The organism is Paenibacillus sp. FSL E2-0178 (genome assembly GCF_038593005.1).
Taxonomy (GTDB): Bacteria; Bacillota; Bacilli; order Paenibacillales; family Paenibacillaceae; genus Paenibacillus_AQ; species Paenibacillus_AQ phytohabitans.
On sequence record NZ_CP151953.1, the window covers coordinates 4,309,683 to 4,336,446 of the forward strand.

Below are 26,764 nucleotides of genomic sequence, written 5' to 3' on the forward strand. Positions count from 1 at the left end.
ACTATTCCAGAAATGCGTCCTATATTAAAAGGTAATTATATAACCGTGACTCATTACGCTGGAAGCACCCGTAATAGAGGCCTATTGGCCTTTACTGCGGGTGCTTTTTTTGCGTGTATTACCGGGAAACGGAAACAAGAGGAGGAATATTAATGATGAATCTGTGCAGGAGCGCTGCCATAACGCTGCTCTCCCTGCTGATTGCCCTGGCCACTCTGGCCGGGTCTGCTTCTGCATCTCCGACTGTAATAACCGCATCGGTTCGGGCGTCTTTTGATCTTACTGCGGCAGCGGCAGAGAGTACTGTCCGCGTCCGGCTGAAGAGCCAGTACAGCGAACTATCCCTCCTGTCAGCCCAATATGACAGCCGGGAGGTACAGATTAGAGCGCTTCATGATCAGAATGCAGAGTCGCTGATTGTTGTCCGCGAGGCCATCAAGAATATAGACCAGGCTTCCGTAGCCCGGCTTACCGCAGCTGTCAGCAGCGCCAAGGAACGCTACCAGCCGCTGTTCGATCAATACAGTGCGCTCAACAAACGGATTTCTCTGCTCAAAGGGCTGAAGGACAAGACGCTGAATTCCGTACTGAAAGCCCAGTCCGAGGCCATGAAGCTCCTTGTACAGCTGGCCCGACAGGAGATACGCGACAAGGAAGCCCTGCTCAAGGCTGCCAAGGATACACGCACCAAGCGGGTTGCCGCTGCCCGCAAGATTCTGGCCGGAATGGACAACGCGCAAATTTCAATGAAATCCCAGAAGAGTGCAGCCTCCGCATTGAACAAACGGCTTACCGCAGACTGGAGCGATTTCAAAGCTGCGGTCCGCAAGCAGAACTCCGTCCTGGCCGGCCAATCCCTATCCTCAATGGTCTCCGGCTACCGGCAAATTGCAGCCAGCAAGCTGAAGATTATTGAGCTGGAGCAGAAGATCGCAGCCATTATTACCGCTACCCATAAGCAAATCGGCACTTGAACCTCTATCTGTCCTGTATCTTCCAACCGTAAGGGCGCATATGGTAGTTAAAGAAGACCATCATCATGCGGCGGGAGGAGGCATTCACTATGCGTATCTGCATCATTGCACCCGAACAGTTCCCGGTTCCAGGGGATGGCTCTGTAGAGATCTGCATCTGGAATATTGCCCGGCGGCTTGCCCGAAGGCACAAGGTAACTATAGTGAGCCGGAGATCGCCGGGACTCCCGGACACGGACGAAATAGAGCAGGTCAGGTTCATCCGCCTTCCATCCGGCACCCCTGCCCGGTACCGCAGCTCGGTTCTCGGATATCTGGAAGCGGCGGAACCCTTTGAACTGATTCAGATCGATAACCGGCCGCTGCTGCTGGCCGCTGTCAAACGGCGGCACCCCGGCACTACGGTGCTGCTGTTCCTGCATTCCCTGACCTTCGTGCCGCCGGAATCCAGAATCGCCCGCAGCCTCGCCCTGGCGGACGCTGTCGCGGCTAACAGCCGCTCCCTGCAGCAGCGGCTCGCGCGGCGGTTCCCCGGTATCCCGGGCAAGCTCCGCGTTGTTCCGCTGGGGGCGGACCTGTCCCGCTTCGTCCCCGTGCCGGCGCAGGAGAAGGCACGCCTGCGCGCGCTGTACGGCCTGGCTCCCGGCTTCACCGTCTTGTTCGTCGGCCGGGTAATCCCGCGCAAGGGAGTGCCTGTGCTGATCCGGGCCATGCACCGGCTGAACAGGCATATGCCCGCCCGGCTAGTAATCGCCGGAGACGGCAAGCCGGCTTATCTCCGGCAGCTTAAGGTACTCGCGCGCCGGCTGGGTGTGCGCGTGTCTTTCCTGGGGAATATCCCGCATGAGGATATTCACAGCCTGTATCAGGCCGCAGACTGCTTCATCTGCCCTTCCCAGCGGCATGAATCCTTCGGCCTCGTGAATGTGGAGGCCATGGCCACGGGACTTCCGGTGATCGCCTCGCGAAACGGCGGAATCCGGGAGATTATTGATTCCGGCCATAACGGCTATCTGGTGGGGAGATACCGGGACCCTGCTCCTTTCGCCAAGCGAATGCTGATGATCGGCCGCAATCCTGTGCTCGCGGCAAGGATCGGGATGCAGGGGCGTAGCGATGCACTGCAGATGTTCGAATGGCAGCACACTGTAGAGCTGCTGGAGAATTTCTACCTGAAGCTGGTACCGCAATAACCGGAGGAGACGGGTCCGTGCACCTCCTCCGGGATGCGATACAGCAGCCCCTTTGACGCTCCCCGGCAATGCGACATTGTGTCATACGAATTTTGTGATCCTTCTCGCAGGATACGGCTGCAGTTAATATTATACTCATATTGTAAGCGTTGCCATTAAGCAAATGCACTGCACAGTAAGCCAACAAGACATTGGCAACCCCCTACAACACAATATTCGCTGTAGAAAGGGTGCATCGTTATGTTAATGATCAAAGCTATAGTACGGCCGGAGAAAGCGGATGAGGTCATGGCTGAATTACTGCTTGCCGGCTTCCCCTCCATCAGCAAAATGGACCTGCTCGGACGCGGTAAGCAAAAGGGAATCCAGGTCGGAACCAACCATTACAATCAAATTTCTAAGAAGCTTCTGATGATCGTAATCCAGGATGATGAGAAGGATGACGTCATCAGCATTATTATGCGCACAGCAAGAACCGGTGAGCATGGCTCATTCGGCGACGGCAAAATTTTTGTCCTGCCCGTACAGGAGGTCTTCACCATCAGCAACGGTAAAAACCAGCTGTAAACTTCCCGGTCTTCCTTATGATCCGCCTTCCTGTAGCGCATATGAAAGAGGCAGCAAAACGTTCCGCCGGTCTCCGTCTTCACGGACGTCCGGGGAATGCCTTGCTGCCTCTGCCTGTTCTTGCTCATGCTACTGTCAGATCATCTGGATAACCGTAAGCACCAGCCCTACAACAAAACCGCACACAGCTCCATTGACGCGAATCCACTGCAGATCCTTGCCCACCTTCTCCTCCAGCATGTTCACGAGCGAGGCGTCATCCATTTGATCAAGGTTCTCCTTGACCAGCTGGCCGATCCGGTAATGATTAGATTCCACGAAGGCGATCAGCGTGCCGCGGATCCGCTCCTCGGAAGCCTGAATCCATTCCTGCTCCTTGCCGATCCGCCGGACCAGCATAGCATACAGCCAGAACAGCTTGCGGCCGCCGCGTACCCGGTCTTCCTCAAGCAGCGCAACCGCCTTAACGCGCAGTCCTTCCAGCTGCTGCTGCACGAAAGCCGTAGCAGCCTCCCCTTGCAGCTCATTCAGCGCCCAATCCTTCAGCGAGGAGATCCGCTCCTCATTGCTCAACAGCTGGAACAGAGCGACACGGATCTCACGGATGACTTCCTCACGGTACGGGCTGTCCTCTTCCTTGAAATCACGGATAGTGGACTGCACCATGCCCTGCAGCATTTCACCCAGCATATCGGCATCAACGAATCCGACAAAAGCCTGAAAAGCCATCCCCTTCAGCCCGCCTAGCTTCACCTCAGCCAGCTTCTCGCTGGCGATCTTACCCAGCATCGCACGGGTTTCCGGACGCCCGCTCCAGGAGGAGATCCCTTCCAGCGCATAATCAAGAGCGGCAATATCCTTGCCGTCATTCATCAGGCTTGTAGCGATTTTATCGGCGGCAACGCCAAGCTCAGCTTCACGCAGATAGCCTGCTGCTGCAGATTGAAGATACGGAACCGCCTGCTCTACCGGAAGCCGCAGTACGAATTCTTTAATCTGCTCCAGCATTTCCGTTCTTGCTTTCTTTCTGGAGAAGAACCGTGTCAGCATGCCGGCGCCCAGAGAGATGATGTTGATTTTGCGCAGCTTGTTCTCAATGCTCTCCTTGTTCAGCAGTTCATTCTCCATCGCGGAGATTAGAGACTGTATAAGCTTATCCCGGTTCTTCAGCAGCAGCGAAGTATGCGGAATTCTAAGCCCCAGAGGATGGCGGAACAACGCGGTCACTGCAAACCAGTCGGCAATCCCTCCGACAAGACCGGCCTCGAAGCCCCCTCTCAGCAGAATAACAGCCAGGTTCTCCGGCAGAAATAAGGTGAACAGGAAACCGCATGCCATGATGGCAAGAGATATGGTAGCTAAATTTCTGGATTTCATGTGTTTATTATCCCCCTTACATAACGACCCCAAGCCATCTTTTGCCCGAGAAAATTGCTTTGCAGACAACAGCAGACATTCCCGTTACAAGATTGCAGGTCTACATTCAATTGTACCACGAGAAGACTCTTTTCTGAAAATCCGGCAAGAAACGCAGCTTAAATATACGTACCCCGGACTATATATGGATGAAAATGTGATTTTTATATTTCAGAGAAATAATGATAAGATACAGAAAGATAAGTTATCGCGTGAAATTCAGAGCCTTTGAAGGGGCACTTACAACTATAGATGGAATAGGAGAACTGCAACATGCTAATTGCACTGGATATGGACGGAACACTGCTGAACGAGGATGGTGAGATTAGCAGGGAGAACAAGGAAGCCATACTGCACGCACAGCGCCTGGGGCATACCGTGATCATAGCCACCGGACGTTCTTACATGGATGCGGAGCGTCAGCTGCGGCTGGCAGATCTGGAGTGTCCTGTAGTGAGTCTGAACGGCGCTGTTGTCACATTGCCTGACGGAACGCTGGCCGCGAGTACACCGCTGAACAAGGAGGATATCATCCCCGCGCTGCGCTGGATGAACGAGATTCCTGAATTGTACTACGAGGTATACACAGAGGATAACGTATATGTAGAGCTTGATAAGCGGGTACGTCTGGAGAAGCTGTCGGCACTGAAGGAAGATGAGGTTCCCGAAGAGGTGGGCTGGCTGCTTAAGGCGATGATCGACCAGCAGTTTCAGCAGGCGGCTGTAACCTATGTGGAGAGTATGGAGGACATCTGGAGCAAAGAGGAGAATCTGATCTACAAGACACTCGCCTTCTCGCTGAACCGCGAACTGCTGAAGGAAGCCTCTACACGGTTCGCTGCGATTCCCGGGCTGATTATTACGGCATCGCATGTCAACAATATTGAAATTAATCATAAAGATGCTAATAAAGGCAACGGCGTGAAGCTGATGGCGGAGCATTACGGCATCCCGGCAGCGCAAATCGCAGTTATGGGTGACAGCTATAATGATCTGCCGATGTTCGAGATCGCCGGCTACCGGATTGCAATGGAGAATGCCGCACCCATCCTCAAAGAAACCGCCGATTTCATTACGCTAAGCAACTCGGAGCATGGTGTTGCTGCGGGTCTGCGGCATCTTTTGGATAAGCAGTAACTCCGTCTTCATAGCAAAGAAAAAACAGCCCTCACAGGAAGGCTGTTCTTCTTCAGCGGCGGCCGGCTCCAGAGCGATGAAGACAGCAGACAGATATTGCACCCAGGTTTAATGCGAGAAATATGATGACAGTTAACCGCTGGGCGGTAGTCAAAGCCAACAGAACGGGAATAAACACGACATCCCTCCAATTCTCACCTTTTATTTGTGAATCTATCCAATCAGCTAATCCTTTGCGGATAGCTATACTGATTAAGCAAATGATCCAGGGCAACCGATTGTTCAACTACTTTGGGATGTGTCAAAATACCGTATCTCTGCTGCGTCTGGTACAACTTCTGTCTGGCTTTCTCTACCTGCAGCAAAAATGTACGATCATTGGTCTGCATGACACTTCCTCCTTTGTTCAATATATTAATCTCAGCTGTCAAAAATTGGACCTTAAGATAAATGGCGTGAACTATTCTTACATAACCCGCCTCAAGCTGCACTCTGCCCGGCATGAACACCCGGCAGCTTCAGCTGCAAGGTGAATTAGGAGGAATCTCAGATGAACCTGTACCCGGGAATTGCCCGGCTATATGAGAACCGGCTGCTGCGTACCGAGCTGGAATGTGAGCAATTTGATCTTGCGCTGGAAGGCCTGGCTGGTGATACGGAGGATGCCGTGATTCATCAGATCTTCAAGGTATTCGATGATGATACGGAACAGGAGGAGGTCATGTTCAGCCTCGTCCATTTCGTGGAGAGCGTTCAAATGGAGATGTACCTGACCCAGCTGCTCGAGTCACTGCCGGACATGATGGAGCATGCACGCAACTGGGCCATTGTGCTGAATACAAGAATCCTGAATGACGATAATTACCGCAAAGATTACGCAGAGATCGCCGCTCTCATGCCGGTGAAGGTCAAGAGATGCCTGGCTTTTCTGCTGGAGGAAATTAAGGAAGACGATCCCCGGCTGTTTGAGCGCAAGGCTAATTACATTCTCGCTAAACTGAAGTAACTAATCTATCCATACTTCGCAGCCCCGCTAAGCAGAATGCCCAAAGCTATTGCCGGACCCTCCTGAAGAATATCCGGAATCACATGTCTTGGTTCCAGTCCCTTAAGCCCTTGATGGGCTCGTTCTGCCTATTATCCCGCTCCTCTTATTCACTAGACTTCCATGCAGGGGAACGGGCAAAATGGTATATTGTATACTGGTCAAAATGTTGTACATATTGCAACTTAGATTTATAGATACCAGGAAATTCGAAGAATTGTTGCATGAAATACAGCAATTGTCTGGATTATCCGCTTAAATGAGGTGGAATCCTGCATTTCCTACAACAATTTTGGGATTAGGCGAATTTTTAGGAGGGGAATGTTGTATTTCGTGCAGGACTTAGAGCTGGTGAAGTGATAATCTACGCCTGAAAGTTCCCCCACCGGTAAACCCGCAGCATAACTTGCAGATAAGCTTATATAGAACAAACGAAGGTGAATATAATGAACAAGCTTTTATTTCATAATATACCGCTGGGCGCTACCGGCGAGAAAATCCCCCAGGCGAAGGTTGCCTCCGCCCGGACGAGCAGGGAGACCGTGAAGCCCGGAGACAGCGACGCGGCTTACTTCCGCCGGCTGGAGGAAGGCGGCATTCTGCTCAATCCTCCGCAAATCTCAGCGGTGCGGCATCATCTCGGGCCGCTGCTGACGCTGGCGGGAGCAGGCTCCGGCAAAACCTCGGTGCTGATCTGCAGAACCGGGTATCTGCTGTCTGTGCGCGGCATCGCCCCGGGCCGGCTGCTGCTGCTCACGTTCTCCAGCAAGGCAGCGGCAGAGATGCGCGAGCGGATTGCACTGCTGCCGGGTGTGGATGCGGGCGATGCCGCCCGCCTCCAGGCACGCACGTTCCACTCGTTCTTCCTTTATTTCCTGCGCCGGCAGGGACTGCGGCAGGATATATTCCATGAAACCCGGCGCCAGCACATTCTGCTGAAGCAGATCATGCGTCAGCTCGGGCTGCCGAAGGATGCTTATCCCCCAGAGAATCTGCTCACCCTGCTCTCCTCCTGCAAGATGAATATGGGCTTGCCTCAGGATATGCCGGAAACGACGGAAGCGGAGAAGGAAATGAAGGCCATTCTCGCCCTGTACGAGCAGTGGAAGACCGATAATTTCAAAATCGATTTCGACGACGTGCTGCTGATCGCCTACCGGATGCTCCGGGAGCAGCCGGCGCTGCTGCTGGAGCTGCAGCAGAAATACCAATATGTAATGGTCGATGAATTCCAGGATACGAATGCGCTGCAATATGAGCTGGTCAAAATGATCGCCCATCCACAGGACAATCTGATGGTGGTCGGAGACGATGATCAGACCATCTATTCCTTCAACGGGGCGCGCAGCGAGTTCATCCTGGAGTTCGAGAAGCTGTATCCCAATGCCAAGGTGATCACCCTCGATATCAATTACCGCTCAGGCCCGGCCATTATCGGGCTGGGCAACGGGATTATCCGCCATAATTCACGCCGCCGGGCCAAGACGCTGCAAGCTGCCAAAAGCAGCGGCAATCCGCCCCGCTATCTGCGTCCGCAGACGGCGGATGAAGAAGCCGAGCAAATTGTAGAGCATATCGAGCGTGAGATCGGCAGCGGAGCAAGAGAATACCGCGATTATGCGCTGTTATACCGCGCCACCAGCAGTAACCGGGCAATCCTGGAGCTGCTGCTGATGCGCGATATCCCTTATGTAGACTACGGCGAAGGCCAGCTGCTCTACGAGCATTGGCTGATCTCCCCTGTGCTGGATCATCTGCGCCTGTCTGTTAACCGCCGGAACTTCGCCGCGATGGAGAATATTCTGCCGACCCTCTACATGAGCCGGGAAAAAGGGATGGAGCATATCCGCCGCATGGAGGCCGTGCAGGCGAAGCAGGGCCCGCTGATTCACCTCCTGTCCATGCCGGGCATGGAGGATTTCAAAGGTACCAAGCTGCGCGAGCGGCTGGATCTGATCCGCGGGCTGAGCGGGCTGACACCGGTTCAGGCCATCCGCCAGATCCGCACTGTTTTCTATGACTATTTCATCGAAGCCAATGAGCGGCATCAGGCTACCCTGCACCGGGAGACACTTAAGGAAATGCTTGATGAGCTGGAGGCATCCGCAGAGCGGTTCGGCACGATTCCGCTGTTCCTCGAATTCATAGATAATGTAACCAAGCGCAACGAGCAGAGCCGCCAGCCGGGGCTTAAAGAGCAAGGCAACCGGATTGCCCTGATGACTATCCATAAATCCAAAGGACTGGAGTTCCCCGTTGTCTTCCTTATCGGGGCTTCCGAGGGCATTCTGCCGCATAGCTCCGCATTGGAGGAGGGCCGGCTGAAGGACCGCAAGCCGGCGAAGGCAAGCGTTACTGTGGTCAGCAGTGCCGCCGCCAGAGCCGCAGCTGAGGCAGGAATAGCTGCACTCGAAGAGGAACGCAGACTCGCCTATGTAGCTGTTACCCGGGCCCGCGAGGAGCTGTTCATCAGCTCGCCCGCAAGGCACCGGGGCAAGAAGGCAGAGGTCTCGCGCTTCATGCTCTCCGCCTTCCGCACTGCTGCACCGCCTCAGGCAACTGCACCGGCCGCCGGAAACAGAAGCACTATAGTGCGCAGCAGCTATTCGTCCGGGTCCTCCGCAGCCAGAATGCATACAGTTCCCGTCTGGAGCTGTACCGGCAAGTCCTGCCCGGGCTGGACCCGGATGAAGGCGGGCGGAGCTGAGGATCACCTTGCCTCGAAGCCCTGTCCGCTCTGCAAATCCGCCATGCAAAAGAGCACCCGGGAAGTCCCTGTATAACGGACGCACGGCCTCCTGTACACAACCATCAGCCCCATTCGGCAGCTAACCGGCGCTGAATGGGGCTGATGTTGTTATTCCCGGGTTTATCTTGCCCGCACCTGGAATTGGGGCAGATAATCGGCATTCTGCTCAAGAATATCGGCCAGAACCTCCTTGGCGATCCGCTCGTCTCCTACCAGCGGGTGGATCGTCAGCGCCTGCAGCGCAGAGGCATAATCCCCTTTCACCGCCGCTTCAATCGTCAGCTCTTCATAAGCCTTCACCACCTGCAGCAGACCTCTGATCTGGGGAGGGAGCGGCTTGCTCGGGGCAAGCGCATGCGGCCCGTCGGATTTGATAACACAGTTGATCTCAATGGAGACATCGCCCGGAAGATCAGGGATGATCCCCTGATTACGCACATTGACCGTCTGAATGTCGCCGGTATCATTATAGATGGACTTCATCAATTGAACAGCCGCTTCCGAATAGTAGGCACCGCCGCGTTTCTCCAACTGAGCCGGCTTACTGTTCACTTCGGGCTGCTTATAGATCTCGAACAGCTCGGCTTCTACTTCTTTTACCTCATCGGCACGGGTCTTTCCGGTCTCTTGATAATGCCCGGAGATCTCCCGGTACATCTCTTCCTTCATATAATAATAACGGTGGTAGGGGCAAGGAAGTGCTCCCACGGACTGAATGAATTCGGAATCCCACTCCAGATCGGGTATATTGGCCATCGAAGGCCCTTTGGCTCCGGACAGCTTGTTCAGGAAATCCTCCGTCACGTCCTCTCCTTCAATCAGCACCCGGGTCGTCCAGTTGAGGTGATTGATTCCGACAATCTCAATGAACATATCCGATTGCGGAACCCCGTAGAGCTCAGCGATCTGCATCTTCGTGCTTATCGGGAGATTGCACAGCCCGACAGATTTGACACGGGAATGCTTCGAGACGGCTTCCGTAATAATACCGGCCGGGTTGGTGAAGTTGATCATGAACGCGCCCGGGGCCAGTTCCTCAATATCCCGGCAAATGTCCAGAATTACCGGAATGGTGCGAAGTGCCTTGGCGAATCCGCCCGCTCCTGTTGTCTCCTGGCCGATTAAATGATGGGCCAGCGGTATCTTCTCATCTCTTGAGCGGGCATCAAGCATGCCCACACGGATCTGCGTAGCGACAAAATCCGCACCGCGAATCGCTTCGCGCCGGTCCAGCGTCGTATGAAGCTTGATAGGTTTGCCGCTTGCATCAATCATACGCTGTGCCAGTTCGCCTATGATTCTCAGCTTGTCCGCTCCGGCCTCGATATCTGCCAGATACAGCTCAGCAACCGGGAATTCATCATAATACCGGATCAGGCCCTCTACAAGCTCCGGTGTATAGGAGGAACCTCCTCCGATTACTGCGATTTTCAAGTGGTTCTTCTTCATTTGCGATTCCCTCCGTCTCTCTTGAAATTCTCTATTATTGCTGTGGTTACGGGCAGGCCAAGCCGGTCCATGGCAAGCATCACCGCACCGAATACAGGCGGCAGCTCCGGGATTACAAGTGTGCAAAGGGGATGCTCCGCCTTCACCTCTTGAAGCAGCGCATCCAGCAGCAACGGGTTTCTGCCGGATTGAAGGATACTCCCGGTAAGGATGACCGGCACCGCTTCCTCTTCAAAGCCGCCCAGTTTGCGGATCACAGCCGATGCAGAAATCCCCAGCTCTCTGCCCATATCTGCAAGCAGCTGGCGGGAGAGCCAGTCGCCCGAGTCTGCCGATTCGTGAACAATCAGCGACAGCTCCAGCGGCGCCGCAGTGATCTCGTCATCGAGATACCGGTTCAGCATCTCCCCGAAGCTTGTAAACCCAAGCCTCAGAGGTATCCGCTCGACCAGATCACTGTAGGGTTCCCTGCCTTCCCAGCAACGCACCGCCCTGCCGAGTGCCTGTGCAGCGAGATAAAAGCCGCCGGCCCGGTCACCGAACAAAGTATCAAATCCGCCTACCTGCACCGTTTGCCCGAGCCGGTTGCGGCCCGCCGCGTTCGTATTGCTTCCACAGACAAGCACCACTCCCGTGTTATCCCGGCTCCCGACACGGAGTCCCTCCAGCGTATCGCAGACCATATTCCAGCTCCGCAAGTCCAATTGCCTGCTGATTTCCGGAGAAAGCCTGTCCATATCAATACTGCGATCAGCACCCGCAAGACCGAACTGTACAAAATCCAGCTGATCCATGGCAATTCCTGCCTGCGCAAGCGCGCCAAACAGCGCTCCGCGAATATTGAGCACAGCCGCCTGGACTCCAATGATTTGATGGTTGCCGCAGCCTGTCACTGCGGATCCCAGCACGTTGCCGTAATGATCAGCTATAATGGCAATGGTTTTGCTTCCGCCGCCGTCTACACCCGCGAAGTACATAGCTTTCACTCCTGATTGGTATATTGAGTTTATTTATAGTAACATTTTTAAATATTGTTCCTACAAATATATTTCCTTTTTCATGCGTCCTTATAGTCAGAAAACTCCCTTACAGAAAAATACAATAGATAAATCCCTTTACCAGGCATAGAGTGAACAAATTTGCGATTCCAATTTTAGGAATTACATAATCCCGGAACCCCGGATTCTTCTCTTTTCTATTAGGTTTCTCCTGCTCTTTTTCCGTGATATAATATAACAAATTGGCATCGGAGGAAACTTGTAATGACAAAGAGAACAAATAACACTTTATATTTCAATATTAAAGAACAACTGCTCAAACAGATTCAATCCGGGTTCTATGCCGTCGGAGAGAAACTTCCTACCGAAGCCGCATTATGCGAGATGTTCTCCGCCAGCCGGACTACAATCCGCCTCGCGCTCAGCGAGCTTGAGGTTCAGGATATTCTTGAGCGGCATCAGGGTAAGGGCACCTTCGTCAAACGCAAGGAGCTCCAGCTTAACCAGAAACGCAGCTTCACAGAAGATGTGCTGATGAGCGGCAAAGAGCCGACCAGTAAAATCATCGAAGCCAAAGTGATGCCTGCGGAAATACCGCTTAATGAATTCCTTAATATCTCGGTGAAAGCTCCCGTGAACCAGCTTTTGCGGATCCGCTACGCGGATAATGAACCCCTTCTATATGAAACTACTTATATTGCCTGGGATCTTGCCCCGGGGCTCATCAATGAATATAAGGACGGCTCCCTCTTCTCCTTCCTGGAATCAGAATACAGCCTGAAGGCTTACCGCTCTGTCGAGCAGCTGAAGCCTGTACTGGCGGACAAGCTGGCCAGCAGATTGCTTGGCGTCAAAGAAGGCTCCCCTTGTCTGCAAGTAAGAACTTTTACGTATCTGGCCGACGGCTCCCCGCTGGAATACAGCTTCGGCGTATTCCGGGGTGATTTCCCCAGCTACACTATCGAGAGGCAATTTGGATAACAGAAGGTTAGAACAAAATTAGAGCAGAGAGCATGCGGAGCACCCCTCATGGGGCGCTCCGGCTCCGTTGCCTTCAATTCATTAAGCCCTGCTACTCTTTGATGATTTCAAAATAACGCCCCAGCCAGTATGGCAATGTGAAAACCGACCCCGCTTCAATGCTGCCTGAACGGTAGTTATACCCGGGATTGGCGCCTGTTGTCTGGCTGTCATTCTCAAACGGATTCGAGTTATGCTTAATGATGCGCCGCTCATCCGGTGCAAGCGCGTAGTTCGTCTGCTTGTAATCGTCGCGGTCACCCGGTTCAATATAGAGCACATCCTGACGGTCCCATTGCACCGGGAATTCAATCTGGAATTCAGGGAAACGGTACAGGAACCGGACAGCAGATTGCAGATCGACATCGGTTTTATCCGGATGCGCAAGCTGGTAGAGGAAGGTGTAGAACGGATTCTCCTCCCGAACCTCATTGGAATACCACTGATCATAGGCTGCTACAATCTGTGCATGTCTGCCTGCATCCTGCTCAAGGGTGACAAGCACGAATACCGGGAACCAGCCCAGCTCTTCATCCGAGTAATTGATATACTGGGTCCAGTCATTATGAATCGTCGCATTGGTATTCGTGCCATCCCCTGCATTCTCCATGGTTACGGCCTGGTTATCGTTCTCGCTGTAAGCGTTGGTAGCCTGACGCACAAGTCTCCGCTCAATATAATCAAGTGCCATATCCATATAGCCCTGACCGTTGATATACGGTTCTTCCTTGCTGTAGCTGCCGGCAAAAGCCTGCTCATAGGCCAGCTCATATTTCGCCGAATCGGCCGGATAGCTCTCTGCGACAATATAGCTCGCCGACTTCAGCGCAGCCATGACCTGCAGTGCGTTGAGCGGACCGTCTTCGTAGCCGTAGGACAGCGCATCGTCTCCGTTCTCGTCAACCCCAATTTTGGACTGCCACTGTACCTGCTGCTCCATAACGCCAAGGCTGTCGTTGAAATATTTGGCGAACCATCTGGACCACTGTGTTGATTTGCCGGTAGCATCCTCAATGTAATAATGGTCATCCTTCAAGATCAGCTCTGTCATGCGGTGCGTTGTTTCTTCAATGAGGGATTTCAGCTCAAGAAGTTCAGGATCGGTGCTGTCACCGACCAGATATTTATAAGCTGTGTAGAACATGGCGTAGTGCCCATCCACTTCATCTGCGGAGGTATCTGCCTTATACACAATCTGATTCATGTCAATATGGCCGTCCACAATGGCGCTATCCGGGAACAAATCATTGAAGAATTCCGGAATCTGCTCATAGACGGGAGCCGTCAGCTGAAACAGCGGCTTATTATTCTCACCCGTTGTTTTGTCTTCCTTCGCATCATTGTTGTTAGTGGCGGCCGTAATGACAGGCAGCACCTGATATACCGCATCTGTTGCGGTAGTTCCTACCCGTGTCTTAATATCAATTCCCAGCTTCTGTCCTTCTGGACGTGTCAGGTTGAGCTCATCAATCGCAGCTTGACTAAGCCCAAGTCCGTTGTAGTTGAGCACATCCGTGCCTCCGCTTGGGAACAGCGTGGAGCCTTTTTTGTTCTCTGCGTCCTTGGTTACCCTAACCATGGAATAGCCAATCGGCTCTGTCCCGTCATCACGCTGCATGCTTGGAATAATCCCATTAGGGTTAATCATGTCCGGCCCGACGAAGTTCTGGAACCAGAACCCGTTCGTAGACTGGTAGCCATACACTGAATTGCCCACTGTAGCCGCAGTGGCTTCGCTGGTCAGCATATAGGAACGTGCCGGGAACCCGTTTCCGCGTCCGGATACATAATCAAGCAGCAGCACAGCCTTGGTTGCTCTAAGCGCTGCCGCTCTGGCATCGGCGATTTCTGCCTGCTCTCCAGAGGCCGGACTGGTCCCGTACTGCTCCTGCAGCGCTTTATAGCGGAATACCTCACCCATTGCATACATCGCAGTCCATAAGCCATCATTATCGCTGGTGGTAGGCGTTGATGTGAACAGTCCGGTCGCAGAGTTGTAATTGACGGCGTCCAGCGTGCCGTCTGTCTCCGTAAAGTTAAATCCTGCGCCATGAACCATGCCGCGCCGGTCAAGAATTGACTCCACGAGATCCTCATAGATAAAAGATTTGTCATGTAGCGTCTTTTCCGGCATCGCGATGTGAGTGACACCGCTAGCCGTCCGGACCCAAATGCCGTTCTCCCCGTCGCTGGCAAGACCCGTCACATGATCATCCCCGCCATACAGATACCTTGGTCCAGCCATATACTGAACGATGTCCTTGGTATCGCTTGCGCCGAAATCAACCCGCTGCAGGCCGGTCTCCGTTCCAATCCAGTAGACGCCCCCGTCCAGAACAACACTGGTTACATCGCCGATCACCGACAGCGGCAGAAATTTGAGTGCAGCAGTATCGGTAACCCATTCGATCGTACCCGGGATGGACACCGATCCGGTTTTGTAATAGGTCATTTCTTTGGTCTGCACGGCTTCCAGCTGAACAGGAGAGTAGCTCGCACCAGGCAGCTTGTCTGCGAATACAGGTGCCGCCGGCAGGACAGACAACGTCAAGGCAAGCAGGGCACCCGTAATCTTCAGGCCATTCTTCTTCATCATGTACATGGTAAACTCCCCTTTCCTTATTGGTAGATATGCGATACGCCGGTTTGTGTTATAACCAGTACGCCCGTACTTCCATCCGATAGCAGCAGAAGTACTTTATCATCGTACAATTCCTTGCCTTGTGCAGAATAACTGGTCATTTCATTCGTTTTGAGATTGATTTTTGTTACTCCGCTGTTTGTTCCGATCCACAAATAAGTACGGGTTTTGTCCAGAATGGATGTGTTAACCCCCCGCAGGGAAGCGAATAGAGATGGTTTGACATTAAATTCATAGTTAACAAAGGTTATTGCATTCACAAGGTTCGGCATGGTCACATCCGGATTGGCTATCGAAGGAGTGTATGAAGGGTCCTGGAGGAAGGTCAGGTATTGCTTGGCCAAGCCTTCTGCTCCCGTCGAGCTGAACGAGCTTAAGGCTTCGGCATAGGAATACCGCTCGGGAGTTTTGGGCGTTGGCGTTGGTGTTGGTGTTGGCGTCGGTGTTGGTGTTGGTGTCGGCGTTGGCGTTGGTGTCGGCGTTGGCGTCGGTGTTGGTGTCGGTGTCGGCTTCGGTGTTGGTGTTGGTGTCGGTGTTGGTGTTGGTGTTGGTGTCGGTGTCGGTGTCGGTGTCGGTGTCGGTGTTGAAGTCGGTGTTGGTGTCGGACTTCCCGTATCCGGGCTAGGGCTTGGAGCAGGAGTGGATGTTGAGCTTCCCGTGCCGCCGCTTGAACCCGTTCCTCCCAAGTTGCCGGCTGTCGAAGCGATCAGATTGCCTGAAGCATCATAATCTTGTCCGCCTATGCTTACCTTTGAAGCATTAACCGTCAGCTTGTCCGGCTTGACAGAGAACGACACGCCTTCTACATTGACTACCGCTTCTATGATTGCCCCTTCGCCAGTTACGGCAGCTGCACTGCCTAAAGTCATTTTCCTGACGGTTGCGCCCTGGTTCAATTTAATAGCTGAGCCGCCTGCTTTGGATGAGACATTAAAGCTGCCAACCTGGCCGCTTTCCAGCGTGAACCCTGTCTTTGCAACCACATTCAGCTCATTTACATCCCCTGCCAGGGAAACAGCATCTGAAGCTCCCGTAAACACATTAACGATATTTACTGCCTGCCCCGATTCATTAACAATCTGGGCACCGGAGGTCACATCAATCTCCGTAGCTGTTGTCTTTCCCTTCAGCAGGACTCTTACAGGAGTGGAGGGCTTGCTGACTACAATCCGGTTCACCTTACTGTCCGTTAGGGTGATGCTGTGTATACCGCCGCCGTTTATGTAAACGACGCCTCCAAAAGTCGTGTTGACCAGACTCAGATTACCTTCGCCAACACCAGGCGTAATATATAAATTCCCCGAGAAGTTCAGATCGGACAGGGTGCCTCCAGCCGTATTAACAATCAGATTGCTGCCGGATATTCCTGAATGATCCCCGCCGTCGGCAATCAGGAGGCCCATGGCGTTATTAATCATCTTCACAGCCTCGGCCCGCGTCAGTGCTTTTTTGGGCTGGAACAAGCCTTGCGGTGTGCCCTCCACATAACCGGCTTCCTTCATAGCATATACGGCTTCCTTGGACCAGCCGGCAATCACAGCATCATCTGTAAATGGGGAGATGGCATTCCCGGAAGCTGCAACATTGAATACTCTGCTGAGAATAAGGGCCGCCTGCTCACGGGTCAGAACCTCAAGCGGGTCGATCTTGCCTTCTCCGCTGCCAATAAGGGCACCAGCTGCAACTGCTTTGCTGATTTCAGTGGCATACCATGCCGTCCGGGGGACATCGGTAAAGCTCTGGGCACTTTCTTCACTGAAATTAAAGATCCGGTTAATCAGGGCTGCGAATTCTGTTTTTCTGATTCCGTCATTCGGCAGAACAAGGCCATCCTCGTTGCCTTTGAGCAACCCCATTTCCTTCCACGAGGCAATTTCCTCTGCGGCCCATACAGGAATCTTCTCTGTTGTTTCTGCAGATGCTGCGGACACGCCGGTAAACGCCACGGATGACACCACGGCGAATACTCCAAGCGTCTGCTTCCATTTGAACTTCATATGCGTTCCTCCTAAAGTTTAGATTGCGTCTGCTTCACCCGAAAACCCTCTTACACACCCCGGTTTGGATCTTACTTCTAATGGCGCTCCTGACTTTCGAACCCTCTTACCCGAAACAAATCTTCAGGGGTTACATCCTTTTTAGGTTATCTTATTGATTAATCCGTTTCTGTTATGTCACCTCCATGTCATATCATTAATGTTATTGTAGTAACATTTATCCACATTCTATTTTTAATCATAACAAATTGTCAACACATTTCTTCAACAGGCATATATTTCTCCTTCCTTTTCCACATACTCCCATAACATCGTAAAATTCCATATAAATTCAACGTTGTTTGCGCTTACATAAAATTGGTGACTGAAAATACTTATTCGTCCTTTCCGGAACAAAATGAATTTTATAAGTTTTTTTGCATGAAAAACAATTGACAGGGGCCTTGGTATAATTAATAATGAAAACTATATTGTTACTACAAATTCCCTTTAACGTATCAATTTCATTTGCCGCCCAGCATTACCTCACTCAAACACGTTATGTAAAGTTACATATCGAGACGAAAGTTCGAGGAAAAGGCAGAAACCAAGGTTAACCAGCTTCTTTTAACGTCACATTATTTACCATCCCAACTTGAAAGGGAGGAACTGCCGCTAACCACTCTGCCTGCGGGCAATCCCTACGGTCAACCAATATAACCCCATTCCATATTAAGGGAGCGATTAACTAATGAAAAAGTGGATGATTGCACTGATCTCAACGATGCTGGTTACCGCCATAACGGGCTGCTCTTCTGCAGATCCAAATAACAGCTCAGCAAATAACGGCAGCTCTGATGCCAAACCGGAAACACTCCGAATTGCCATGGGTTCACCGGGAGAAGGGCTGATTAAGGTCTGGGAAACCATCGGCAAAGAGTTCGAGGAACAGCATCAGGGCATCAAAGTTGAATTCAGCTATCAGGACGATGACACCTATCAAACGATCGGACTGCCGAATCTGCTTAACGGTAAAAACGCTCCCGATCTTTACTTCGAATGGGCCGGGCAGCGCCTGCAGACCAGAGTAACAGACGGTTATGCCGCGGATATTACAGAGCAGCTTCAAAGCTCGGGGCTGAAGGATATGTTCGCCGAAGGCACCTTCAATGGCATGGTAATTGACGGCAAGACCTATATGATTCCCACTGCGGGCGATGTGACGAACGTTATCTTTTACAATAAAGCGGTGTTCAATGATCTGGGGCTGCAGCCTCCAACCACCTGGGAGGAGTTCCTTCAGGTATGCGATACGATCAAGCAGGCGGGCATCACTCCACTCGTGATCGGCAACTCCGATCTGTGGACGGCAGGCAACTGGGTGGCCCATATCATTTCCCGTGTCGTGGGGGAGGACGCCTACAGCGAGGCTATGCAGCTGAAGCAGCCGTTCAACACCCCGGATTTTGTCAAAGCCTACGGTTATGTACAGGAGCTATGGGACAAAGGATATATTAACGAGAATGTAACTGCCTCCAGTGACAGTGAAGCGGATATGCTGTTCCTGAACGGCAGCGGTGCCATGCATCCGATCGGCAGCTGGCTGGCCCCGACCGCAGTGGAAGAAACACCGGATCTTGAGCTTGGCTACTTCAATACTCCTGCCATACCGGACGGGAAGGGCAATCAGGACAGTGTGATCGGCGTGCTGAATGGAATGGTCGTCAATAAAAATTCCAGGCTGATCGATGAGGCCATTGATTTCATGAAGCTCTACAGCTCTGCCGAATCCTCCAAGAAGCTCACTGACGCCGGCGCCGTGCCGATTACCAAGGACGGAATTGACAAGGAGACCATGCTTCCGCTCTCACTTGATTTGAATGATCTGATGGAGAATGCACCAGTGCTGGTGTCCCCGCCTGATACCGGCTATTCCATCGAGGTAGCCAATGCGCTTAACATGGCCACCTCCGAGGTCATTGGAGGCGCCAAATCACCTGAAGACGCCCTCGCCGAACTGGAGACAACCATCGCCCCTCTGAAGTAACGATGAGCACATCCGCAAGACGGCTTCCTCCAGAAATAGAAGCTCTAATGTGCACCCTGTGCTAATATTCAAATTCTGAAGTGGAGGTGGACCCATTGTCCGGCAAAAGCAATAAGCTCTCTCCCTACCTGTTCATCTCGCCAGCCCTCCTGCTGTTTGCCTTTGTTGTACTTATTCCGGTCCTCATGACATTCGTATTCAGCTTCTACGACTGGAACGGGATCGGCCAGATGAAATTCACCGGCTTTGACAATTACATCCGGGCTTTTCAAGACCGCATCTACATTAATTCCTATGGACACACACTGGTTTATATTGTAGCTACGGTCGTTGTTGAAGTCCTTGTCGGACTGGGACTCGCAGGCTTAATCACGATGGGCCGCAAGGGCAGCGGAATATTCCGGCTGGCATTCTTCGTGCCCGTCATGCTGCCGATGATTGTCGTCTCCTACTTATGGAAATTTGTTTACAATTCTGATTTCGGTCTCATCAATATCCTGCTGGAGAAGATCGGCCTGGAGAGCTGGACCCGCGTCTGGCTAGGCAACCCTGATACCGCACTTTACGCCATCTGTATCGTATCCGGCTGGGTCTACGCAGGGTTCTATATGACCATCTTTTATTCCGGAATCCAGCGCATTTCCAAAGAAATCTATGAATCCGCCTATCTGGATGGCGCCGGGGAAGGACAGATATTCTTCAAGATCAAAGTGCCGATGATCCGCAATCTGGTAGAGACCGGTGTCATGCTGTGTGTGCTTACCGGCTTCCAGTCCTTCGATCTGTTCTATGTAATGACCAACGGCGGGCCGTATAATTCGACCGAAATCGTTACGACCTATCTTGTAAAAGTAGTCTTTACCCACATGAGCATCGGCTACGGGTCTGCGCTTGCCGTCATAATGACAATCGTAATCGCCGTCATCGGGCTTATTGCCGGCAGTCTGAATAAGAAAGACTCCGGTGTGCTGGAGTATTAGAATAACCCCACAAAGCGGGGCTTTGACGTAGATAGATGACTCAGGTACTTTGCGGGGACCCGAAACATGTAAACTCTGATAGTATGAGAAAGCGAGGTGTTCTCCTTGACGACCACAGTCCTAGATATCAAGAAAGACGCTTACAGCGGAGGGGAGGCGGCAAACCGCAGACCGTTCTCACATATTCTGTATTATCTGTTCATGATCTTCATTTCCTGCTTCTATTTCTATCCGATCCTCTGGCTTATTCTCTCCTCTTTCCGTGAGAACCGTGAGATCTTCTCCGCCCCGTTCGCGCTGCCGGAACAGGTTAATCTGCAGAACTGGTCCAAAGCTTGGACTGTCGGCAATATGAGTACTTATGCCAGCAACAGCGTAATCGTCACCTCGGCTACCGTTGCAGGCATTCTGCTATTTGCCAGCCTCGCAGCCTTTGCCTTCAGTAAGCTGCTCTTCCGCGGCAGCGGCTTCCTGATGCTGATGTTCGTATTCGGACTGTTCATGCCGCTGCAATCCTTTTTCATTGCCCAGAGCTATATTTTCGAGCAGCTGAATTTGAAGGATTCCTATATGGGGTTAATTCTTCCTTATATAGGTACAGGACTTCCGCTGGCTATCTTTCTGCTCAAGGCGTACTTGGACTCTGTACCAAAAGAACTGCTGGAAGCTGCCCGCATGGACGGCTGTAATGACTGGGTGATGTACAGCAGAATTATCCTTCCGCTGCTTGTTCCAAACATGGCTACCGTGGGGATCTTCTCGGCGCTGAATGCATGGAATGAGCTGCTGCTGGCCATGCTGTACATCCAGAATGATGCACTGAAGACCATCCCGGTCGGCCTGCTGGCCTTCTCCAGCCGATATATGACCGACTATAAGCTGCTTTTCTCCGCACTGGCGATTATTACGCTCCCGATGATTGTCGTATACCTCTTCTTCCACCGCTATATCGTTGCCGGCCTGACAGAGGGAGCACTGAAGTAGCTGCTTCCCGGCAATATGCCTGTTAGAACAACAAATAGCCCCTTCCAGCAGACGTAGCCGGAATCATGACATTATCATGAGTTTCCAGGTACGCTCTGCCCGAAGGGGCTATATTCGTCAATCCTCTATTTAAGCCGGAGTAGCTGCTACTGCCGGTTCTTCAGCTTCTTCATGCACAGTCTTGATCTGAATCATTACTGTACTTGGATCAGTCAGCACTTCAATACCATCCTGGAAAATCAGATCAGATACAAGTAATTGGTCACCGATAGCAAGGCCGCTGATATCCACTTCCATGGAAGTCGGCAGATCGCCCGGCATACAACGGACTTCTACTTCATAGATTTCTACCTGCAGAACGCCGCCTTCTTTGACTCCTGCAGCTTCGCCTGCAAAATGAATCGTAACTTTACTGTCCATGCTGATGCTCATGTTCACATGCTGAAAATCAATGTGCAGCACTTTACCGGACATGGACTGCTTCTGAATGCTCTGAACTACCACCGGAACGGTTGTACCATCAGACAATTTCGCTTGCAGGATTGCACGCGGATTGGTTCTCAGCATTTCCAGCAGTTCCTTCTCACTCACTTCAAGACTAAGAGTATCTTTACCAATTCCGTACAGTACTGCCGGGATGCGGCCTTGCTTTCTTGCCACATTCAGGTTGGACTTTGTGTCAGACGTACGATTGCTTAGTTGAATAAATTTACTCATTGCTTAATTCCCGCTCTCTTCGACCATAAATTCTTGTCATCTTAAGTTTAACATGACCATAGAATCTAGTCAAACCTGCAGATATCAGACTTCATATTCAATAAAAGGGTCGGGGATCTCAATTCTGTAGGCTTCCGCATCGCTGACGCCTACAGACAGTACCGCCCGGCCGTCCTTACCGCGCACCAGCCCGCCGCTGAAGATGACATCCTGCAGCTCGGGGCGTTTGCCCGGACCGATGGGGAAATCGCTTCTGGCGGCAATGATTTTGATCGGGGTAGTTTCGAAGGTGTCCGGATTGAGCGAGAAGACCATAGCGTAATAATGCTTCTGCCCCATACGGTCGAAGCAGGCGATATGCCCTAGCACACCGACATGGCCGTTGCTCAGCAGAGTGGCCTCATTGGCTCCGCCCCACTCCTCCTGCACGAACTGGTTATGCAGAATCTCCGCTTCCAGGAAGGTCTGTTCATTCAGCTCATCCAGTGAATCAATAATGGTGAAGCCAATCTGTCCTCTGCCGCCCCGGTCTCCCTGCGGTCTGGTCAATACGCCGATTCTGCCATCCTGAAGCTCGATCAGCCGGATATCCTTCATCGTGCCCGGACCCGAGGAGAAGTGGCGCATGGAATCAATCCGGTAGCCCCGGTAGAACTGAGTGACCCACGAAACGATTCTCTGCGGGTTATCCCCGGCCGTGATCACTTCAACTCCGCCGACAATCAGCTCACCCTTAATGCGGGTCACGCAAGGGTCCTGCAGATTATAGGTATGGGTATGCTCCCGGGGAATCCAGACGCCATCCTCCCGGAATGTAAAAAAGAAGACTTGAGAGAACTCACTATCCCGTTCCTCAACTCTTCCCAAGATGACTTCCTCCCCGTCATGCAGAAATGGAGCCGTTATATTGTATACATCACGTCCGCCCACACCGGAGAAGACCAGCTTCTCCACGTGCACGGGACGGAGATTGGCATAAAAGGTATCCAGCAGTTCGTTACAGGTTGCTGTCTTTGCCGGGCTCCTTGTCATTGCCTTCCTCCTCATATTCATTTGCCTTATCTATTGCCCAATCGTTCTCATCTGATTCCATCCGGATCAATTCTCCGGGCTGAATATTGAAGTAAGTACACAGCTTCAGCAGCAGATCCCGGGGGTACTGCACCATCTCGTCTTTGTACATCCGCCGGACGGAATCGAAATGGTAATTAATGTCTTTCGCTAGCTTGCGGATCGATAATTTCGGGTCATGCTTCTCCATAACCTCACTCAATTTGCTGCGTATGACTGGCATCCATACACCTCCTACATCACTATATCTGGAGATTACAGGGGAGTCAATAAATTGACAAGATTAAATGGTCATGTTATAGTTGCAACAGGAAATAATTTGCAGATCACAAATTTTATACCACTCATCCCCGGAAAATAAAGTCCTCTTTATTTTCTTTTTTTGTCCCCAAAAGTACGATAATCAATAGGGAGGCTTTCATTATGAACCACAGCAACCGCAATAAAAACATTGTTTTCCTGTCCACCAGCCTGCCTAGAGAATGCGGAATTGCTACCTTCACCCAGGATCTGCTGGATGAGTTCACCAAGCTCCAGGGCTTCAACAAACCGCGGATCATCGCTATGAACAACAACGGAAATTACAGGTACACAGACCAGGTCATGCGGGAAATTAACCAACATCAGCTATCTGATTATATAGATGCCGCCGAAGAAATCAACCAGTCAAACACCGATCTGCTCGTCATTCAGCATGAATTCGGTATCTACGGCGGAGAAAGCGGCGAATATCTGCTGCAGTTCACTGAGCGGCTTCATGTACCTTATGTGGCGATTTTCCACACTGTATTAACCAACCCCTCGCCGAAACAGCATGAGATTATCACCCGCATAGCTGCAGGAAGCGTAAAGGTTGTCACGATGGCCCAATCCACAGTAGATGATCTCATCTCTGTCTATCATATTAACGCCGCCAAAATTGCTTTTATTCACCACGGTGTGCCTTTTGTTAGAACTTCTACCCGCGCGGAGCTAAAGACCCAGTATAAGTTCGGGGAACGCAAAATCCTCTCTACCTTCGGTTTCCTCAGTCCCGGCAAAGGCATTGAATATGCTATTGAAGCTATGAGCGGAGTAGTGAAGCAGCATCCGGATGCGCTCTACATCATCTGGGGTAAGACCCATCCGGTCGTCAAACAGGAGACAGGTGAAGTATACCGTGAAAAGCTGACCAGTCTTGTGCATGAATTAGGCCTGGTCAATAATGTGCTGTTCGTCGACAAGCTGCTGACCCAGGAAGAGGTCATTGAGTCCCTGGTGATGTCGGATATCTATATGACCCCTTATCTGGGCAAGGATCAGGCAGTCAGCGGCACACTCGCTTATGGAGTAGGCTATGGCAGAGTAATTATCTCCACCCCTTACCGCTACGCTCAAGAGATGCTGGCCGATGGCCGTGGCCTGCTGGCGGAATTCCGTGACTCGGCTTCGCTGGAAGCCTGCATCCTGGAGCTGCTGGATGATCCGGCCAAAGTTGAGGACATGGAGCAGCGGACACAGGCGCTTGGCAGTACGATGATGTGGAGTGAGGTTGCAAAAACCTATGCCGCCATCTTTCAGGACAAAATAGCCCTCTCCAAACCGGCTGGCCGGAGTGTGATTTGATGCAGACATCTGCGGTATTGCAGTTCAAAACCGGTTATATGCGCCAGATCACTGATGATACGGGGATTTTCCAGCATACGAAGTTCGGCGTGCCCGATCGTGCCAAGGGCTACACCACTGATGACAATGCGCGGGCTTTGATCGCAGCCGTGTTAATGTATAACAACAGCAGGGATACAGCTGCACTCGATCTGATCCATACGTACCTCTCGTTCGTCCACCATGCACAGAATGAAGAGGGGAACTTCCGGAATTTCATGGACTACAACCGTTCCTTCCTGGAGGAGCGCGGCTCCGAGGATTGCCAGGGACGCACACTCTGGGCGCTGGGCTTCGTGCTCTCCTACTCTTCCATTCTGCCGGATAATCTGCTGAATACCTGCCGGTATCTGATCAACCAGGCGCTGCCGCATATCGGAGGCCTGCGCTCTCCCCGGGCCTTGGGCTATGCCGTTATCGGCCTCAGCTATTTACTTGAGACTCCCGGAGCGCTCACCTACTCCTTCCCTTATCCGCATATACCAAGTACAGAAGAGGAGCTGGCCTTCCTGCCGGAAGCCTTCATTAAAGAGCTTATCGAATCCGTCACTATCCGGCTGCATGACCAGTATAACCTTACCAAAGGGGAAGACTGGAACTGGTATGAAGACAGCCTGACGTACGGGAACTCTATGCTGCCTTGGGCACTGCTTAAGGCTTTCAAGATCTCCGGCAATCCAGCGCTTCGTATAACAGCCAAAGAAAGTCTGGATTTCCTGATCTCCCGGACCTTCGCACCGGAAGGCTATTACAGACCTGTCGGCAGCCACAGCTGGCTGCTGCGCGGCGGTACGCCTGCACTCTATGACGAACAGCCGATTGAAGCCTGTGAAATGCTGCTCGCCTGCCGGGAGGCTGCCGTAGTGCTGCAGGACCCGTCTTATCTGCAGCAGGCTGAACTATGCTATGCCTGGTATACAGGGAACAACTCCCTGCAGCTCTCCCTGATCGATCCCCAGACCGGGGCTTGCTACGACGGGATTCACAGCTCGGGGCTGAACCTCAATCAGGGATCGGAGAGCATCATCTCCTTCTCGATTGCCCATCTGGTGACTCATCATGGATAAATTCGCAACCATACTCGCAGGCGGAGGCGGCACCCGCTTCTGGCCGCTGTCCAGACAGGAAATCCCTAAGCAGCTGCTGAACATCAGCGGCAACGATATTATGCTGAACGATACGATTGAACGCTTCAAGGGCATCATCCCGCAGGAGAATACCGTCATTGTAACGAACCGTACCCAGGCGGTACTGCTGGAGAGTATTATGCACAGCAGTGTGCAGAAGAGCAATATTCTGATCGAGCCTGTGGCCCGGAATACCTCAGCAAGCATCCTGTTCGCCGCCTTCTCCATCCAGCAGATGAGTGAAGGGGATTCCTTAATGGTTGTCCTGCCTTCCGATCACTATATTACCGATGAGCCGCAGTTCCGGCTTACGCTGGACGAAGCCTGCACCGTGGCGATGGAGAGTGATGCCATTGTCACGATCGGGATCAAACCTACCTTCCCTTCCACCGGCTACGGCTACATCGCTTATGACAAAGAGCCGATCGCAGTCAATCCGGTTGCCGTATACGATGTAGCTGAATTCGTGGAGAAGCCGGATTTCAAAAAGGCACAGGGATATCTGGCCTCAGGCAATTATCTCTGGAACAGCGGGATTTTCATCTGGAAGACCTCGGTCATTATCGATAACTTCAAGCGGTATCTGCCGCGGCTATATAATACGATGCTGCCGATCAGTGAAGCGCTCGGTACAGATCAGGAGCAGGAGACGATTAACCGGATCTATCCGCTGCTGCAGAATATCTCGATTGACTACGGCATCCTCGAACGTTCTGATGAGGTAGTGGTACTGTCCGGCCAGTTCGGCTGGAATGACATCGGCAGCTGGGATGCGCTTGGTGCCATCTTCCCGCCTGATGATGAAGGCAACATTATCAAGGCCAATCATGTCGGCATCGATACCCGCAACTCCATTATCTATGGCAACGGGCGGCTGATTACCACCATCGGCGTAGACGGCTTCATCATCGCTGACACCGGGGATGCGGTCATGATCTGCCCCAAGGATAAAGCCCAGTCAGTCAAAGACATTGTCGATCTGCTCAAGGAGAAAGGCATGCTGGAATATGTATAGGCTATGACGATTAT

General features: G+C 52.1%; 22 protein-coding genes. 13 read left to right on the forward strand and 9 right to left on the reverse strand.

Annotated features, from left to right (window positions below; all coding sequences use genetic code 11):
• Window positions 1–152: 152 nt before the first annotated feature.
• The 3 genes from MHI42_RS18645 to MHI42_RS18655 all read left to right on the forward strand — a co-directional run bounded on the left by MHI42_RS18645 (window position 153) and on the right by MHI42_RS18655 (window position 2,734).
• Entirely contained in the window at window positions 153–974 is an 822-nt protein-coding gene (locus tag MHI42_RS18645) for a hypothetical protein (RefSeq protein WP_342420309.1), read from the forward strand.
• Window positions 975–1,063: 89 nt separating this feature from the next.
• Window positions 1,064–2,167, forward strand: a complete 1,104-nt coding sequence (locus MHI42_RS18650; RefSeq protein WP_342420310.1) for a glycosyltransferase family 4 protein — start codon at window positions 1,064–1,066, stop codon at window positions 2,165–2,167.
• A gap of 240 nt (window positions 2,168–2,407) precedes the next feature.
• Window positions 2,408–2,734, forward strand: a complete 327-nt coding sequence (locus MHI42_RS18655) for a P-II family nitrogen regulator (protein WP_039300108.1) — start codon at window positions 2,408–2,410, stop codon at window positions 2,732–2,734.
• Window positions 2,735–2,869: 135 nt separating this feature from the next.
• On the opposite strand, the gene MHI42_RS18660 is transcribed toward MHI42_RS18655, so the two are convergent.
• Entirely contained in the window at window positions 2,870–4,111 is a 1,242-nt protein-coding gene (locus MHI42_RS18660; RefSeq protein WP_042132959.1) for a DUF445 domain-containing protein, read from the reverse strand.
• 312 nt (window positions 4,112–4,423) lie between these two features.
• On the opposite strand from MHI42_RS18660, the gene MHI42_RS18665 reads away from it, so the two are divergent.
• Window positions 4,424–5,287, forward strand: coding sequence for a Cof-type HAD-IIB family hydrolase (locus MHI42_RS18665; RefSeq protein WP_042132957.1), 864 nt, complete (start codon window positions 4,424–4,426; stop codon window positions 5,285–5,287).
• 221 nt (window positions 5,288–5,508) lie between these two features.
• Here MHI42_RS18665 and MHI42_RS18670 read toward each other — a convergent pair whose 3' ends face one another.
• Window positions 5,509–5,676, reverse strand: coding sequence for an aspartyl-phosphate phosphatase Spo0E family protein (locus tag MHI42_RS18670; protein WP_076243512.1), 168 nt, complete (start codon window positions 5,674–5,676; stop codon window positions 5,509–5,511).
• 161 nt (window positions 5,677–5,837) lie between these two features.
• Between MHI42_RS18670 and MHI42_RS18675 the strand changes: the two genes are divergently transcribed.
• Together MHI42_RS18675 and MHI42_RS18680 are read left to right on the forward strand one after the other, a co-directional pair.
• A complete protein-coding gene (locus tag MHI42_RS18675; protein WP_342420311.1) occupies window positions 5,838–6,293 on the forward strand; it encodes an Imm30 family immunity protein in 456 nt (151 codons plus the stop codon).
• A gap of 485 nt (window positions 6,294–6,778) precedes the next feature.
• Window positions 6,779–9,115, forward strand: a complete 2,337-nt coding sequence (locus MHI42_RS18680; RefSeq protein WP_342420312.1) for a UvrD-helicase domain-containing protein — start codon at window positions 6,779–6,781, stop codon at window positions 9,113–9,115.
• Between the two features lie 86 nt (window positions 9,116–9,201).
• Here the strand turns inward: MHI42_RS18680 and MHI42_RS18685 are convergent, their stop codons facing one another.
• Together MHI42_RS18685 and MHI42_RS18690 are read right to left on the reverse strand one after the other, a co-directional pair.
• Window positions 9,202–10,530, reverse strand: a complete 1,329-nt coding sequence (locus MHI42_RS18685) for a 6-phospho-beta-glucosidase (protein ID WP_340990215.1) — start codon at window positions 10,528–10,530, stop codon at window positions 9,202–9,204.
• On the reverse strand, window positions 10,527–11,507 hold the full coding sequence (locus MHI42_RS18690) for a BadF/BadG/BcrA/BcrD ATPase family protein (protein ID WP_342420313.1): 981 nt from the start codon (window positions 11,505–11,507) through the stop codon (window positions 10,527–10,529). Before MHI42_RS18690 ends, MHI42_RS18685 begins: the two co-directional genes overlap by 4 nt.
• A gap of 285 nt (window positions 11,508–11,792) precedes the next feature.
• On the opposite strand from MHI42_RS18690, the gene MHI42_RS18695 reads away from it, so the two are divergent.
• Window positions 11,793–12,509, forward strand: a complete 717-nt coding sequence (locus MHI42_RS18695; RefSeq protein ID WP_042132950.1) for a GntR family transcriptional regulator — start codon at window positions 11,793–11,795, stop codon at window positions 12,507–12,509.
• 91 nt (window positions 12,510–12,600) lie between these two features.
• Here the strand turns inward: MHI42_RS18695 and MHI42_RS18700 are convergent, their stop codons facing one another.
• Both MHI42_RS18700 and MHI42_RS18705 read right to left on the reverse strand, forming a co-directional pair.
• A complete protein-coding gene (locus tag MHI42_RS18700) occupies window positions 12,601–15,144 on the reverse strand; it encodes a hypothetical protein (protein ID WP_342420314.1) in 2,544 nt (847 codons plus the stop codon).
• A gap of 23 nt (window positions 15,145–15,167) precedes the next feature.
• Window positions 15,168–17,186 carry an S-layer homology domain-containing protein gene (locus MHI42_RS18705; protein WP_342420315.1) on the reverse strand — a complete coding sequence of 673 codons (2,019 nt, stop codon included), beginning with the start codon at window positions 17,184–17,186 and terminating at the stop codon, window positions 15,168–15,170.
• Window positions 17,187–17,916: 730 nt separating this feature from the next.
• Between MHI42_RS18705 and MHI42_RS18710 the strand changes: the two genes are divergently transcribed.
• The 3 genes from MHI42_RS18710 to MHI42_RS18720 all read left to right on the forward strand — a co-directional run bounded on the left by MHI42_RS18710 (window position 17,917) and on the right by MHI42_RS18720 (window position 21,176).
• The gene (locus tag MHI42_RS18710) at window positions 17,917–19,212 is read left to right on the forward strand and encodes an extracellular solute-binding protein (RefSeq protein WP_340948253.1); all 1,296 of its coding nucleotides are present in this window, start codon (window positions 17,917–17,919) and stop codon (window positions 19,210–19,212) included.
• 95 nt (window positions 19,213–19,307) lie between these two features.
• A complete protein-coding gene (locus tag MHI42_RS18715; protein WP_342420316.1) occupies window positions 19,308–20,192 on the forward strand; it encodes a sugar ABC transporter permease in 885 nt (294 codons plus the stop codon).
• 105 nt (window positions 20,193–20,297) lie between these two features.
• Window positions 20,298–21,176: a carbohydrate ABC transporter permease gene (locus MHI42_RS18720; RefSeq protein WP_342420317.1), complete on the forward strand. Its 879-nt coding sequence runs from the start codon at window positions 20,298–20,300 to the stop codon at window positions 21,174–21,176.
• Window positions 21,177–21,305: 129 nt separating this feature from the next.
• Here MHI42_RS18720 and MHI42_RS18725 read toward each other — a convergent pair whose 3' ends face one another.
• From MHI42_RS18725 to MHI42_RS18735, 3 genes are all read right to left on the reverse strand, one after another.
• A complete protein-coding gene (locus MHI42_RS18725) occupies window positions 21,306–21,893 on the reverse strand; it encodes a 50S ribosomal protein L25 (protein ID WP_042132942.1) in 588 nt (195 codons plus the stop codon).
• An 84-nt stretch (window positions 21,894–21,977) separates the two neighbouring features.
• On the reverse strand, window positions 21,978–22,925 hold the full coding sequence (locus MHI42_RS18730) for a DUF1861 family protein (protein WP_342420318.1): 948 nt from the start codon (window positions 22,923–22,925) through the stop codon (window positions 21,978–21,980).
• A complete protein-coding gene (locus MHI42_RS18735) occupies window positions 22,891–23,187 on the reverse strand; it encodes a helix-turn-helix transcriptional regulator (protein ID WP_047013798.1) in 297 nt (98 codons plus the stop codon). Before MHI42_RS18735 ends, MHI42_RS18730 begins: the two co-directional genes overlap by 35 nt.
• Before the next feature lie 200 nt (window positions 23,188–23,387).
• On the opposite strand from MHI42_RS18735, the gene MHI42_RS18740 reads away from it, so the two are divergent.
• From MHI42_RS18740 to MHI42_RS18750, 3 genes are read left to right on the forward strand one after another with little or no spacing between them, the layout of a single operon-like run.
• On the forward strand, window positions 23,388–24,569 hold the full coding sequence (locus MHI42_RS18740; protein ID WP_342420319.1) for a glycosyltransferase family 4 protein: 1,182 nt from the start codon (window positions 23,388–23,390) through the stop codon (window positions 24,567–24,569).
• Window positions 24,569–25,675, forward strand: a complete 1,107-nt coding sequence (locus tag MHI42_RS18745) for a glycosyltransferase (RefSeq protein WP_342420320.1) — start codon at window positions 24,569–24,571, stop codon at window positions 25,673–25,675. Before MHI42_RS18740 ends, MHI42_RS18745 begins: the two co-directional genes overlap by 1 nt.
• A complete protein-coding gene (locus MHI42_RS18750) occupies window positions 25,668–26,750 on the forward strand; it encodes a mannose-1-phosphate guanylyltransferase (protein WP_042132931.1) in 1,083 nt (360 codons plus the stop codon). The genes MHI42_RS18745 and MHI42_RS18750 overlap by 8 nt, the downstream gene beginning before the upstream one ends.
• Window positions 26,751–26,764 lie beyond the last annotated feature (14 nt).

Bases quoted from the DNA above. Each gene is read 5' to 3' on its own strand.
- MHI42_RS18645 (WP_342420309.1), top strand. From the start codon at position 153: ATGATGAATCTGTGCAGGAGCGCTGCCATAACGCTGCTCTCCCTGCTG.
- MHI42_RS18650 (WP_342420310.1), top strand. From the start codon at position 1,064: ATGCGTATCTGCATCATTGCACCCGAACAGTTCCCGGTTCCAGGGGAT.
- MHI42_RS18655 (WP_039300108.1), top strand. From the start codon at position 2,408: ATGTTAATGATCAAAGCTATAGTACGGCCGGAGAAAGCGGATGAGGTC.
- MHI42_RS18660 (WP_042132959.1), bottom strand. From the start codon at position 4,111: ATGAAATCCAGAAATTTAGCTACCATATCTCTTGCCATCATGGCATGC.
- MHI42_RS18665 (WP_042132957.1), top strand. From the start codon at position 4,424: ATGCTAATTGCACTGGATATGGACGGAACACTGCTGAACGAGGATGGT.
- MHI42_RS18670 (WP_076243512.1), bottom strand. From the start codon at position 5,676: ATGCAGACCAATGATCGTACATTTTTGCTGCAGGTAGAGAAAGCCAGA.
- MHI42_RS18675 (WP_342420311.1), top strand. From the start codon at position 5,838: ATGAACCTGTACCCGGGAATTGCCCGGCTATATGAGAACCGGCTGCTG.
- MHI42_RS18680 (WP_342420312.1), top strand. From the start codon at position 6,779: ATGAACAAGCTTTTATTTCATAATATACCGCTGGGCGCTACCGGCGAG.
- MHI42_RS18685 (WP_340990215.1), bottom strand. From the start codon at position 10,530: ATGAAGAAGAACCACTTGAAAATCGCAGTAATCGGAGGAGGTTCCTCC.
- MHI42_RS18690 (WP_342420313.1), bottom strand. From the start codon at position 11,507: ATGTACTTCGCGGGTGTAGACGGCGGCGGAAGCAAAACCATTGCCATT.
- MHI42_RS18695 (WP_042132950.1), top strand. From the start codon at position 11,793: ATGACAAAGAGAACAAATAACACTTTATATTTCAATATTAAAGAACAA.
- MHI42_RS18700 (WP_342420314.1), bottom strand. From the start codon at position 15,144: ATGATGAAGAAGAATGGCCTGAAGATTACGGGTGCCCTGCTTGCCTTG.
- MHI42_RS18705 (WP_342420315.1), bottom strand. From the start codon at position 17,186: ATGAAGTTCAAATGGAAGCAGACGCTTGGAGTATTCGCCGTGGTGTCA.
- MHI42_RS18710 (WP_340948253.1), top strand. From the start codon at position 17,917: ATGAAAAAGTGGATGATTGCACTGATCTCAACGATGCTGGTTACCGCC.
- MHI42_RS18725 (WP_042132942.1), bottom strand. From the start codon at position 21,893: ATGAGTAAATTTATTCAACTAAGCAATCGTACGTCTGACACAAAGTCC.
- MHI42_RS18730 (WP_342420318.1), bottom strand. From the start codon at position 22,925: ATGACAAGGAGCCCGGCAAAGACAGCAACCTGTAACGAACTGCTGGAT.
- MHI42_RS18735 (WP_047013798.1), bottom strand. From the start codon at position 23,187: ATGCCAGTCATACGCAGCAAATTGAGTGAGGTTATGGAGAAGCATGAC.
- MHI42_RS18740 (WP_342420319.1), top strand. From the start codon at position 23,388: ATGAACCACAGCAACCGCAATAAAAACATTGTTTTCCTGTCCACCAGC.
- MHI42_RS18745 (WP_342420320.1), top strand. From the start codon at position 24,569: ATGCAGACATCTGCGGTATTGCAGTTCAAAACCGGTTATATGCGCCAG.
- MHI42_RS18750 (WP_042132931.1), top strand. From the start codon at position 25,668: ATGGATAAATTCGCAACCATACTCGCAGGCGGAGGCGGCACCCGCTTC.